This is a genomic window from Sphingomonas sp. Leaf34 (assembly GCF_001421805.1).
GTDB lineage: Bacteria > Pseudomonadota > Alphaproteobacteria > Sphingomonadales > Sphingomonadaceae > Sphingomonas.
Map to the genome: position 1 here is coordinate 330,913 of NZ_LMLC01000001.1, position 11,953 is coordinate 342,865.

The following is an 11,953-nucleotide window of genomic DNA, read 5'->3' on the forward strand; positions in this document are numbered from 1 at the left end:
CACATCCACGCATATCCTGTGCGCATGGAGCATGATCCCATTGCTACCGGCAAGCGCAAATCGGTCAACATGTCGCTGGATACCGGCATCGTTGCGGCGGCACGGGAAGCTGGCCTCAACCTCTCTCAGATCAGCGAGCAAGCGATCCGGCACGCCACGAAGGTCGAACAGGAGCGGCGCTGGAAGGAAGAGAATCGCGAAGCGATCGAAGGCTGGAATCGCTGGTACGACAAGAATGGCGATCCGCTCGCGCATCTGCGGCCGCTCTGATTGGCACAGTTCGACGTCTACCGAATCCGCGGCAACGTGCTGGCCATTGATTGCCAATCGGATCTTCTGTCGGACCTGCAGACGCGCTTCGTCGTGCCGCTCCGTCCAACCGAAGCCGTGATTTTCAAGAGGCTGACGCCCAGCTTCACGATCAACGGCGAAGTCCTGACGATGGTCACGACGCTAGCCCGCGCAGTCGACGTCCGCGATATCGAAGACACCGTGGCCACGCTCGAGGCGGCACAGTTCGAGATAAAAGCCGCACTCGATATGCTAATCTCAGGCTATTAGGCCGCCGTTCCACCAACCGTAAGCCCATCGACCAGCAACGTCGGCTGCCCGACGCCCGCGGGCACCGACTGCCCGCCCTTGCCGCAGATCCCGATACCTTCGTCGAGCGCGAAATCGTTGCCGATCCCGCGCACCTTGGTCAGCGAGCTCGGACCGTCGCCGATCAGCGTCGCGCCCTTGATCGGCGCGCCCAGCTTGCCGTCCTCGACCAGATACGCCTCGGTGCAGCTGAACACGAACTTGCCCGACACGATATCGACCTGTCCGCCGCCGAACGCCTTGGCGAAGATGCCCTTCTTCACGCGGCTCAGCAGCTCGGCGGGATCGTCGTTGCCCGCCTTCATGAAGGTATTGGTCATCCGCGGCATCGGTGCATGCGCATAGCTCTCGCGGCGGCCATTGCCGGTCGCCTCGACGCCCATCAGCCGTGCGTTGAGGCGATCCTGCATATAGCCCTTGAGGATGCCGTCCTCGATCAGCACCGTTTCGCGCGTCGGCGTACCCTCGTCGTCGATCGTCAACGACCCACGGCGATCCTGGAGCGATCCGTCGTCGACCACGGTCACGCCCTCGGCCGCGACGCGCTCGCCGATCCGCCCGGAGAAGGCCGACGTGCCCTTGCGGTTGAAGTCGCCCTCGAGCCCGTGGCCGATCGCCTCGTGCAGCAGGATGCCCGGCCAGCCATTGCCAAGCAGCACGGTCATCTCGCCCGCGGGCGCCGCGATCGAGTCGAGATTGACCAGCGCCTGCGACAGCGCTTCGTCGATCGCGCGGTTGTACGTCTCGGGCTTGAACAGGTCGGTGTAGAGATAGCGGCCGCCGATCCCGTAGCTGCCCGTCTCGCGACGGCCATTCTGCTCGGCGACGATCGACACGTTGAGCCGCACCAGCGGGCGCACGTCGGTCGCGACGAAACCGTCGGCGCGGACGATCTCGACGACCGACCACGTCCCCGACAGGCTGACCGACACCTGCGCCACACGTGGATCGCGGGCGCGCGCGGCGGCATCGATCGTCTGGCACAGGTTCACCTTGTCGGCGAACGGCACGAGATCGAGAGGATCGGCGGCAGTGTAGCGATGGCGGTTGGTGCCCTGCGGCGGGCCAGCCTTCGCGGCGACGCCCGGCTCGATCAGCGCCATCGTCTCGGCGGCGCGACGGATCGCGGCGGGGGTCATCTCGTTCGAATGCGCGAACGCGGTCATCTCGCCCGACACCGCGCGCAGGCCAAAGCCCGAGCTCGTATCGTAGGACGCGGTCTTCAGCCGGCCATCGTCGAACCCGAACGCCTCGGCCTTGCGGTATTGGAGATAGAGTTCGCCGTCATCGGCCTTGCCGAGCGCCTTGGCGGTCAGCGCCTGCGCCTGCTCGGGGTCGAGCGTGTCGCGGTAGAGGAGCGAGCGGGGGTCTGCAGCTATCGTCATCCGATAGATATAAGGGGCTTAGCGGCCTGCGCCATCCCCATGGTCGCGCAATGTCGACTGGTCCGCGCCATCGGCGGCCCCGCCGACCAGGATGAAGCGCCGGTCGCAATAGCCGCAATCGACATAGCCGGTCTCGTCGATCTGCAACCAGACGCGCGGATGGCCGAGCGCTGCGCCGCCGGGAATGTCGGTGGCGCCATCGCAGGCGACGCGGGCGTGGGTGACGCGGGTGGTTTCGAGCGGCGGGTGCATGCGGGCGCGATAGCAAGCGCGCGGCGGGCGGGCAATTGGTTCTTCCTTCATCAGCGGAGAAGAAGATTGGGTTCGCGCAGAGCCGCGGAGGACGCGGAGGTGTTGCGCTCGTCGCGAAGCGACTTTCCGATCATCTTCCGCGGAACAGATAGTAACGTCTCCCGACCGACAGTCTGGATGCGACACCCTCCGCGCCTCCGCGCCTCCGCGCGAACAAATCTTCTTTGCAACGCCCGAGGGGATGACCCGCCCTTCCCGCCCCGCTATGCCACGCCCATGACCGAAGCCGCGATCGCCATCACCAATCTCTGCAAGACCTACGCCGGCGGAAAGCGCGCGCTCGACGGCGTGACGTTCGACGTGCCGCGCGGCCAGATCTTCGGGCTGCTCGGCCCGAATGGCGCGGGCAAGTCGACGCTGATCAACATCCTCGCAGGACTCGTCAACAAGACCGACGGCAACGCCGCGATCTGGGGCTTCGACACGGACGAGCACCCGCGCAACGCGAAGGCCTCGATCGGCATCGTCAACCAGGAGATCCTGTTCGATCCCTTCTTCTCGCCGTTCGAGACGCTGGAAATCCAGGCCGGGCTTTACGGCGTGCCCAAGGCGAAGCGCCGGACGATGGAGCTGCTCCGCGCGGTGCATCTGGAGGACAAGGCGCACGCCTATGCCCGCACGCTGTCGGGGGGCATGAAGCGCCGCCTGATGGTGGCCAAGGCGATGGTCCATTCGCCCCCCGTGCTCGTGCTCGACGAGCCGACCGCGGGAGTCGACATCGAACTTCGCCAGCAACTCTGGACCTATGTCCGCAGCCTCAATGCGGCGGGCGTCACGGTCGTGCTGACGACGCATTATCTAGAGGAAGCCGAGGAACTCTGCGACCGGATCGCGATCATCAACAACGGTCGCCTGATCGCCAACGAGCCGACGCGCGAGCTGGTCGGCAAGGCGCAGGAGAAGATCGTCGCGGTGACGGTCGACCGCGACGTGACCGATGTCCCAGCGAACGTTTGCTTCGAGAAGATCACGCTCAAGGGCGATCGCACGCTCGAGATCACCTACAAGAAGGATCGCGTGAACGCCGGCGAAGTGCTGGCGGCGATCCAGGGCAGCGGCTTCGGGATCGTCGATGTCTCGACCAAGGAACCCGATCTCGAGGACGTGTTCCTGAGCCTGACACGCGCCGCCAACGCCTGACGTCGCGGTAGGCGCTACACCGCGGGCCGGTGTCGTGCGCCTGCAGGTTCGGCGGGGCCGAGCGCTGCGGCATAGCCAGCCAGCGCGATCGCGACCAAGGCGGCGATCCACAATCCGTCGGTGCCAAGCCACGCATAAGCGAGTGCACCGCCGACCGCGCCGCCGACCAGCGCGCCCCACAGCACCAGATAGGGCAGCCACGCCCAGCGCGGCCCGCCGATCATCGCGCCAGCCAGCCGCTGGCCGAATTTGACGAGCGTTCCGGTCATATAGGTCACGCCGATGCTGACCTCGCCCGCGCGCTGGAAGACGGTGTTCGCGGATCCCATCGCCGCTGCCATCATGATCGTCGTCCAGCCGGTCGAGGCGCGGCCGTCGATGCCTGCCGCGATCGCAAGGACCACGGCGACGAGGACCAGGACGGCAGACATGCGATAGCGGCCGGCAATCTCGGACAGCAGCGTGCCCACGACGACCCCGCCGATGAACCCGAGCACGAGCCGCGCCGCCATCGCCGCCATCGGCGGGTCAAGCACCGCGCCGACCGCGAGCTGAGTCGAATTGCCGCTCATGAACGAGACGAACAGGCCACCCAGCTTGAGAAAGCCGATCGCGTCGACATAGCCGGCCATACCCGACAGGCCGGCGGCAAGGATCCAGAAGCGCGCGTCATAGGTCTTCACGCGCTCCAGCCTAGGCGCGATCCGGCCCGTGTTCGACCCCCGGGATTCGGGTTTGCGCATCGACGCGGCTTGGCGTCTGCGGCAAACCCTGTCCTGCCGCCCCGTTTTTGTGCCACAGCGGCGCAATGCAGGATTTTCTTCCCTCGTCGTGCGACGATACGCGGCCTTCCAACACGACCGGCATGACCAGCGATATTCTCATCGTCGGGTCGGGTGCCGCCGGACTGACCGCTGCGCTCACCCTCGCCGATCGCTTTACCGTGACGGTGCTGGCCAAGGGCGCGCTGAACGAGGGATCGACCGCGTGGGCGCAAGGCGGGATCGCGGCGGTGCTCGAACCCGGCGACACGTTCGGGAATCATGTAGAGGACACTATGGTCGCCGGTGCCGGCCTCAACGACCGCGCGATCGTCGAGATGGTGGTCGAGGGCGCCCCCGCCGCGATCGAGCGGCTCAGCCGTCTGGGCGTGCCGTTCGAGACCGAGGGCAATGCACTCCACCTGACGCGCGAAGGCGGGCACAGCCATCGCCGGATCGTCCATGTCGCCGATGCGACCGGGTGGGCGGTGCAGGAGGCACTGCAACGCGCGGCCGAGGCGCATCCCAATATCACGCTGGTCCCCGACCAGATCGCCATCGACCTTGCGACCGGCCGTCACGAGGAACGCTATTCGGGCGCGGGCAACGTGTGGGGCGTCTATGCGGTCGACCGCAAGACCGAGCGCGTGGCGCTCTACACCGCGCGCGCGACGATCCTGGCGACTGGCGGCGCGGGGCGGACCTATCTGTTCTCGACCGCGCCGCGCGGCGCGACCGGGGACGGGATCGCGATGGCGTGGCGCGCAGGCGCGCGCGTGTCGAACATGGAAATGATGCAGTTCCACCCGACCTGCCTCTATAATCTGGAGGTCAAGAATTTCCTGATCACCGAGGCGGTTCGCGGCGAAGGGGGGCGGTTGATCAACCCGTCGACCGGCAAGCGCTTCATGACCTATTACGACGCTGCGCGGATGGAACTTGCGCCGCGCGATATCGTCGCGCGCGCGATCGACGCGGAGATCAAGCGCTATGGTCTCGACTACGTCCATCTCGACATCAGCCATATGCCCGCCGACTTCATCCGCCACCACTTCCCAAACATCCACGAGAAGCTGCTGACGGTCGGCATCGACATGACGACGCAGCCGATCCCGGTCGTCCCTGCGCAACATTACACGTGCGGCGGGATCGTCGTCGACGAGCGTGGCAAGACCGACCTGCCCGGCCTGTATGCCGCGGGCGAATGCACCGAATCGGGTCTACACGGCGCGAACCGGCTGGCGTCCAACTCGCTGCTCGAATGCTTCGTGTTCGGCGAGGCGGCCGCGGACAGCATCGCCGCCGCGTGGGACAGCCTGCCCCCGCCCCCGCCGATCCGCCCCTGGGACGAAAGCCGCGTCACCGATTCCGATGAAGAGGTGGTGATCAAGCAGACCTGGACCGAGATCCGCCGGTTCATGTGGAATTACGTCGGCATCGTCCGCACGACCAAACGGCTCGAACGCGCGCAGCACCGGATCACGCTGCTCAACGACGAGGTGGCCGAATATTACCAGCATTTCCGCGTCACGCCCGACCTGATCGAACTGCGCAACCTGCTCCAAACCGCCGAGCTGATCGTGCGGTCCGCGTTGCACCGGCATGAAAGCCGCGGGCTGCATTACACGCTCGATTATCCGGAGACTCTGCCCGATGCGGTCGATACGGTTCTCGTTCCCTGACCTCGGCGCGATTGGGCGCAACCCCCGCGCGCTTCGTCGCAGCGGTGCGGGGGCGCTGTTTCGCGCGACGGAGCAGCCGATAAGGATTGGTGCTTCAGTGCAGGGCGTTCAATCCATCATGACATCGGCGAGTGCGTTCAAGCGGCTTCTGGCAACCACCCTGTTCGGTGTGGCGCTCGCCGGATGTGGATCGGCATCGCGACCCACCCCGCCTGCGGTCAGCCCGGTGCACCAGGCCGACGGATTCGTCTCGATCCCGGTGCCGCCGCCGTTGCCGCGTACGCCGCGCCCCGCGCCTGCCAGCCTGGTTAACGCGATTTCCGAACTACAGAGCGGCTTCCAGGGCAAGGCGGGCATCGCGGTGCGCGCGGTCGACGACGGCTGGACGGTCGAGGCGGGCGGCCGCCAGTTGCTGCCGCAGCAATCGGTCAGCAAGCTGTGGGTCGCGCTGACCGTCATGGACCTGCGCGATCAGGGCAGGATCCGGCTCGACGAGCCGATCGTCGTCCGCCCGCAGGACCTGACGCTGTTCCACCAGCCGATCGCGATGCTGGTCAAGGGCGACGGCTATCGCACGACGGTCGGCGACCTGCTTACGCGCGCGTTGACGCATAGCGACAATACCGCGAACGACCGGCTGCTCACGCGCGTCGGCGGCCCGTCGGCGGTGCGCGGCATGATCGCGCGCAAACAGCTGGGCGCGATCCGCTTCGGCCCCGGCGAGCGGCTGTTGCAGAGCGGGACCGCGGGGCTGACGTGGCAGCCTTCCTATGCGGTCAATGGCGGCTTCCTGACCGCGCGCAACCGGCTGTCGCCGGCGGTGCGCGCGGCAGCGCTCGACGCCTATGTGCGCAATCCGCCCGACGGCGCCGCGCCGATCGCGATCGCCGATGCCATTGCGCGGCTGGCGAAGGGGGATCTCCTGTCCGAGACCTCGACCAAAATCCTACTCGATACGATGGGCCGGTCGGTCACCGGTCGTGCCCGGTTGCGCGCGGCGCTGCCCGGCGGGTGGGAGATCGCGCACAAGACCGGGACCGGGCAGGATCTCGGCCGGCGCAACGCGGGCTTCAACGATGTTGGGCTGCTCACCGCGCCGGATGGGCGTCGCTATGCGATCGCGGTAATGATCGGCGACACGATCCGGCCGATGCCGGAGCGGCAGAAGCTGATCCAGAATGCAGCGGCCGCGGTTGCGAACTATGCGGGGACCACGCGGCCGTTGAACTAAACTTTCCCGTCATCCTGACGAACGTCAGGACCCAGGATCACGGGCGGTGCCGTATTTGGCTCTAAGACCTGACTTTCGTCAGGATGACGAAATGGGGGGTACGCGGCGCGCGGCTCAGTCGAAGCCGTTCGTCAGGAACCGCTCCGCCACCGCGCAGTGCATGGCGATGCCGTGCGCCATCACGCGTTCGTCGATCGTCATCTTGGTGTTGTGGAGCGGCGGGTTGGTGCGCGGGTCGCTGCCCTCGGGCGCTGCGCCGATGAATGCCATCGCGCCGGGGAGCTTCTGGAGCACGTAGGAGAAGTCCTCCGCGCCCATCATCGGCGGCATCACCTGATAGGCGCCCTCGCCGCCGATCGCGGTCGCACACGCCTTCATCAGATCGGTGGCGCGCTGGTCGTTGACGGTAACCGGATAGCCTTCCTCGATCGTCGGCGTACCGACTGCGCCGTGTGCGGCGGCGATGCCCTCGACCATGCGGATGAACGCCGCGCGGACCTGTTCGCGGGTCCGCTCCGACAGCGTGCGCATCGTGCCGAGCATCTCGACGGTCGACGGGATGACGTTGTGCGCGGACCCTGCGTTGAGTTTGGTGATCGACAGCACCGCGGGGTCGGTGACCGCGACCTGCCGCGCGACATAGGTCTGGAGCGCGGTGACGATCTCGCACGCGATTGGCAGCGGATCGAGGCAGTCGTGCGGCATCGCGGCATGGCCGCCACGCCCGGTGATCGTCGCGCGCAGCGTGTCGGTCGACGCCATCAGCGTGCCCGCGCGGCTGACGACATGCCCCATCGGCATGTTGGGCGAGATGTGCAGCGCGAACCCGGCCTCGGGCAGCGGCGCATCGAGCAGGCCGTCGGCGATCATGTGGCGGGCGCCGTGATGCCCCTCCTCGCCGGGCTGGAACATGAAGACGACGGTGCCGGGCAGCTCGTCGCGGCGTGCGCACAGCGCTTTCGCCGCGCCGACCAGCATCGCGGTGTGCGAATCATGGCCGCAGGCGTGCATCGCGCCGTCGACCTTCGACGCGAACGGGAGCCCGGTTTCCTCCTGCATCGGCAGCGCGTCCATGTCGCCGCGCAGCAGGACCGTGCGCCCGTTGCCACCGGCGGTGCCGCCGCGCCCGCCGCGCAGGATCGCGACGAAGCCGGTGGTCGACGTCCCCTCGCGGATCTCGAGCGGGAGGCCGGCGAGCGCGGCCTTCACCTTGTCCGAGGTGCGCGGGCAGTGGAGGCCGACTTCGGGGTCGGCATGGATCGCGCGCCGCAGCGTGATCGCGTCGTCGAGGCTGTCCTCGCCGATGCTGGTCCAGTCGGTGGCGGATTCGAAATCGAGGGACATGGTTTGACTCCTTGAACGGCTTGACCACCACCCCGGCGAAGGCCGGGGCCCAATTGGGAGGTCGATGTAACGGAGCGCCTCCCGACGTTACCTCCGTTCCCCAATTGGGCCCCGGCCTCCGCCGGGGTGGTATGTTTGTTTGGAGGGCAGCCCGCCCCCGGTAACGTTGTTAGTCTACCCCCGGAACAGCCCGCCTAAAACCCCGCGCAGCACGGTGCCGACCAGGCCGCCGCTCGACGACGACCGCCGACGCGATGTCGTGCCGAACACCTGTTTGCCGATCTCGTTCGCCACCTGCCGGCCGATCGACGAACTTGCCGCCCGCGTCGCCGATGACGCCATCTTGGTCCAGGGCGAGTTCGCCGACTCGCGGTCTGCCTCACGTTGCTGGCGATCCGCCTCGCGCTGATCCGCGACACGCTGGCGTTCCGCCTCTTTCGCCGCCCGTGCATCGAGCTTGGCCTGCGCCGCCGCCGCCTTCTCCGCCTCGGTCGTCGCCTTCGCCTCGGCCGCCGCGGCGCTCGCCTCCTCGGTTTTCGCCGCGAGCAGTTCCTCCGCCGATTCGCGATCGACCAGCGTGTCGTATTTCGCGCCGATCGCATCGGTCTCGATCATCACTTTACGCTCGGCGGGTGTGATCGGTCCGACTCGCGACGCGGGCGGCTTGATCAGCGTGCGCTCGACCGGGGTCGGCGCGCCGTCGGGCTGGAGCAGCGACACGAGCGCCTCGCCGACCTTCAGCTCGGTGATGACCGTGGCGACGTCGACGCCCGGATTGGCGCGGAACGTCTCCGCCGCCGCGCGCACCGCCGCCTGGTCGCGCGGCGTGAACGCGCGCAACGCATGCTGGACGCGGTTGCCGAGCTGGCCTGCGACGGTATCGGGAATGTCGATCGGGTTCTGCGTGATGAAGTAGACGCCCACCCCCTTCGAGCGGATCAGCCGGACGACCTGTTCGATCTTCTCGAGCAGCGCCTTGGGCGCGTCGTCGAACAGCAGATGCGCCTCGTCGAAGAAGAAGCACAGCACCGGCTTGTCGGGATCGCCGACCTCGGGGAGATGCTCGAACAGCTCGCTCATCAGCCACAGCAGGAACGTCGCGTACAGCTTGGGTGAAGCCATCAGCTTGTCGGCGGCGAGGATGTTGACGATCCCTCGACCGCGATCGTCGACGCCGATGAAGTCGTTCATCTCGAGCGCGGGCTCGCCGAAGAAATTCTCCGCGCCCTGCGTGCGCAACTGCAGCAGCGACCGTTGGATCGCGCCGATCGACTGTTTCGACACGTTGCCATAGGTGACCGTTAGCTCATCGGCGCGGCCCGCGCATTCGGTCAGCATCGCCTGCAGATCGTCGAGGTCGATCAGCAGCAGCCCCTCCTTGTCGGCGACGTGGAAGGCGATCGTCAGCACGCCCTCCTGCACGTCGTTCAAATCCATCAGCCGCGACAGCAGCAGCGGGCCCATCTCGCTGATCGTGGTGCGGATCGGATGCCCCTGCTCGCCGAACAGGTCCCAGAACTGCACCGGATTGTCGGCATAGGCCCAGCCGTCGTCGCCGATTGCCTTGGCGCGCTCGGCAAAGGTCGCATGCGTCTTGGCGGTCGGCGATCCCGCCATCGCGAGGCCCGACAGGTCGCCCTTCACGTCGGCGACGAAGCACGGCACGCCGTTTGCCGAGACTCCCTCGATAATGCCCTGCAACGTCACCGTCTTGCCGGTGCCGGTCGCGCCCGCGATCAGGCCGTGGCGGTTCGCGCGCTTCAACGCCAGCGTCTGCGGCTTGCCGTCCACGCTCGCGCCGATGAAGATGCCGTCGCTCATGCTCTCGTCCTCGTTGTCCGACGCCGATCCTAACCCCGCAGCCTGCAAAGAAAAAGGACCGCCGCTCGGGTGAGCGACGGTCCTTTTCGGATCAGTTGTGACGGTCGTGGATTACTTGATCTTGACCGGCAGGAACTGTGCGGGGCTACGTCCACGCTTGACCTGCAACAGGACCTGCGGGCGACCAGCCGTCTTGGCGACGTTGACCGCATTCTGGAGGTCCGCCGCGGTGCGGACGGGCGTGCCGTTGACCGAGATGATGACGTCGCCGCGCTTCAGCTTGCCAAAGGCGTCGCTGGTCTGCGCAACGACCGCGATGACGACGCCCTGCGTGCTCGCCTCGACACCAACTGCCTGCGCGATCGCCGGGGTGAGCGGCTGGACACCGATCCCAAGCACCGCGCCTGCGGTCGGCGCGGCGGTGGTGGCATCGTCGCCGTCATCGCCATCGTCGGTGCCGAAGCCCTGTGCATCGCCGCCCAGCGTCGCTGCCAGCTTGTCCGCACTAGGACGCGGCACGACGACCACGTTGGCGGCAACAGGCTTGCCGTTGCGCAGGATGTCGAGACGCGCCGTCTGGCCGGGCTTCACGTTCGAGACGAGATACGACAAGGATTGTTCGGCTGTAATCTGCTGGCCGTTCACCTTCGTGACGACGTCGCCCGCGCGTACGCCAGCTTTTGCGGCCGGACCACCAGCAGTAACGTCGTTGATCAGTTCGCCCTGATTCTTCGCGATGCCGAGTGCCGCGGCGGTATCTTCGTCGATCGGACCCGTGCGGCCGAGCTGTACGCCGATATAGCCGCGCTCGATCGTGCCGCCCTTCATGAAGGTGGCGATGATCGGCTTGGCGACCGCCGCGGGGATCGCGAAGCCGATGCCGATATTGCCACCCGACTGGCTGAAGATCTGCGAGTTCACGCCGATCACATTGCCGTTCAGATCGAACATCGGGCCGCCGGAGTTGCCCTGGTTGATCGACGCGTCGGTCTGGATAAAGCGATCATACGCGCCGCCCTGGCCGGTGACGCGGTTGATCGCCGAGACGATACCCGCGGTGACGGTGCCGCCGAGGCCGAACGGCTCGCCGATCGCAACGACCCAGTCGCCGACGCGCGCGCCGTTCGAATCGCCGAACTTCACGAACGGCAGGTTGGCCGCGTCGATCTTGAGCAGCGCGAGATCCGATTCCTGATCCTTGCCGATGACCTTGGCGACATATTCCTTCTTGTCGCTCAGCGTCACCGTGATCGAATCGACCGTCGCGCCCTGCGCGCCGGGCGAGATCACGTGGTTGTTGGTGACGACATAGCCATCAGGCGAGATCAGAAAGCCCGAGCCGAGCGAGGCCCCCTCGCGCTTGACCGGCGCGCCGCCCTGGCCACCACCGCCCATGCCGCCGAACAGATCGCCGAACGGCGTGCCCGCGAACGGATTGGCCTGCTGCTTCTGGACGATCGTCTGCTTGGTCGAGATGTTGACGACCGCGGGCTGGAGCCGCGCGACCATGTCGGCAAAGCTCATCGGAGCGCCGGGCTTGGGCGACACGGCCTGGATCGCACCGGGTTCGTTCTGTGCGACCTGCGCACCGCTTGGCTGGAGCGCGAGCGTGGCGGTCGCGCCGCCGAGGAGAAGAGCACTGGTAATGGCGTAGGCGTAACGCACTAGATGTTGTCC

At 66.9% G+C, this 11,953-nt stretch carries 11 protein-coding genes; 5 read left to right on the plus strand and 6 right to left on the minus strand.

The window, feature by feature from the left end:
* The first annotated feature begins 24 nt into the window (after nucleotides 1-24).
* A complete protein-coding gene (locus ASF00_RS01515) occupies nucleotides 25-270 on the plus strand; it encodes a type II toxin-antitoxin system CcdA family antitoxin (RefSeq protein WP_055873163.1) in 246 nt (81 codons plus the stop codon).
* Complete coding sequence (locus tag ASF00_RS01520) at nucleotides 271-561, plus strand: CcdB family protein (protein WP_055873167.1); 291 nt, start codon at nucleotides 271-273, stop codon at nucleotides 559-561. It begins immediately after the preceding gene.
* Here the strand turns inward: ASF00_RS01520 and tldD are convergent.
* Nucleotides 558-1,985: a metalloprotease TldD gene (gene tldD, locus ASF00_RS01525; RefSeq protein WP_055873170.1), complete on the minus strand. Its 1,428-nt coding sequence runs from the start codon at nucleotides 1,983-1,985 to the stop codon at nucleotides 558-560. The genes ASF00_RS01520 and tldD overlap by 4 nt on opposite strands.
* 18 nt (nucleotides 1,986-2,003) lie before the next feature.
* Nucleotides 2,004-2,237 carry a zinc-finger domain-containing protein gene (locus tag ASF00_RS01530; RefSeq protein WP_031393477.1) on the minus strand — a complete coding sequence of 78 codons (234 nt, stop codon included), beginning with the start codon at nucleotides 2,235-2,237 and terminating at the stop codon, nucleotides 2,004-2,006.
* Nucleotides 2,238-2,513: 276 nt separating this feature from the next.
* Here ASF00_RS01530 and ASF00_RS01535 point away from each other — a divergent pair, with 276 nt between their 5' ends.
* Entirely contained in the window at nucleotides 2,514-3,437 is a 924-nt protein-coding gene (locus ASF00_RS01535) for an ABC transporter ATP-binding protein (protein WP_055873174.1), read from the plus strand.
* A gap of 14 nt (nucleotides 3,438-3,451) precedes the next feature.
* On the opposite strand, the gene ASF00_RS01540 is transcribed toward ASF00_RS01535, so the two are convergent.
* Complete coding sequence (locus ASF00_RS01540; protein ID WP_156348171.1) at nucleotides 3,452-4,120, minus strand: YoaK family protein; 669 nt, start codon at nucleotides 4,118-4,120, stop codon at nucleotides 3,452-3,454.
* A gap of 182 nt (nucleotides 4,121-4,302) precedes the next feature.
* Between ASF00_RS01540 and nadB the strand changes: the two genes are divergently transcribed.
* On the plus strand, nucleotides 4,303-5,880 hold the full coding sequence (gene nadB, locus ASF00_RS01545; protein ID WP_055875202.1) for an L-aspartate oxidase: 1,578 nt from the start codon (nucleotides 4,303-4,305) through the stop codon (nucleotides 5,878-5,880).
* Between the two features lie 118 nt (nucleotides 5,881-5,998).
* Entirely contained in the window at nucleotides 5,999-7,111 is a 1,113-nt protein-coding gene (locus ASF00_RS01550; protein ID WP_055873177.1) for a serine hydrolase, read from the plus strand.
* A 114-nt stretch (nucleotides 7,112-7,225) separates the two neighbouring features.
* Here ASF00_RS01550 and ASF00_RS01555 read toward each other — a convergent pair whose 3' ends face one another.
* The 3 genes from ASF00_RS01555 to ASF00_RS01565 form a co-directional block, all read right to left on the minus strand.
* Entirely contained in the window at nucleotides 7,226-8,455 is a 1,230-nt protein-coding gene (locus ASF00_RS01555) for a M20 metallopeptidase family protein (RefSeq protein ID WP_055873182.1), read from the minus strand.
* A gap of 174 nt (nucleotides 8,456-8,629) precedes the next feature.
* Nucleotides 8,630-10,276, minus strand: a complete 1,647-nt coding sequence (locus tag ASF00_RS01560) for a helicase HerA-like domain-containing protein (RefSeq protein WP_055873185.1) — start codon at nucleotides 10,274-10,276, stop codon at nucleotides 8,630-8,632.
* Between the two features lie 111 nt (nucleotides 10,277-10,387).
* A complete protein-coding gene (locus tag ASF00_RS01565) occupies nucleotides 10,388-11,941 on the minus strand; it encodes a Do family serine endopeptidase (protein ID WP_055873188.1) in 1,554 nt (517 codons plus the stop codon).
* Nucleotides 11,942-11,953: the final 12 nt, after the last annotated feature.

Bases quoted from the DNA above. Each gene is read 5' to 3' on its own strand.
- ASF00_RS01515 (WP_055873163.1), top strand. From the start codon at position 25: ATGGAGCATGATCCCATTGCTACCGGCAAGCGCAAATCGGTCAACATG.
- tldD (WP_055873170.1), bottom strand. From the start codon at position 1,985: ATGACGATAGCTGCAGACCCCCGCTCGCTCCTCTACCGCGACACGCTC.
- ASF00_RS01530 (WP_031393477.1), bottom strand. From the start codon at position 2,237: ATGCACCCGCCGCTCGAAACCACCCGCGTCACCCACGCCCGCGTCGCC.
- ASF00_RS01535 (WP_055873174.1), top strand. From the start codon at position 2,514: ATGACCGAAGCCGCGATCGCCATCACCAATCTCTGCAAGACCTACGCC.
- nadB (WP_055875202.1), top strand. From the start codon at position 4,303: ATGACCAGCGATATTCTCATCGTCGGGTCGGGTGCCGCCGGACTGACC.
- ASF00_RS01550 (WP_055873177.1), top strand. From the start codon at position 5,999: ATGACATCGGCGAGTGCGTTCAAGCGGCTTCTGGCAACCACCCTGTTC.
- ASF00_RS01555 (WP_055873182.1), bottom strand. From the start codon at position 8,455: ATGTCCCTCGATTTCGAATCCGCCACCGACTGGACCAGCATCGGCGAG.
- ASF00_RS01560 (WP_055873185.1), bottom strand. From the start codon at position 10,276: ATGAGCGACGGCATCTTCATCGGCGCGAGCGTGGACGGCAAGCCGCAG.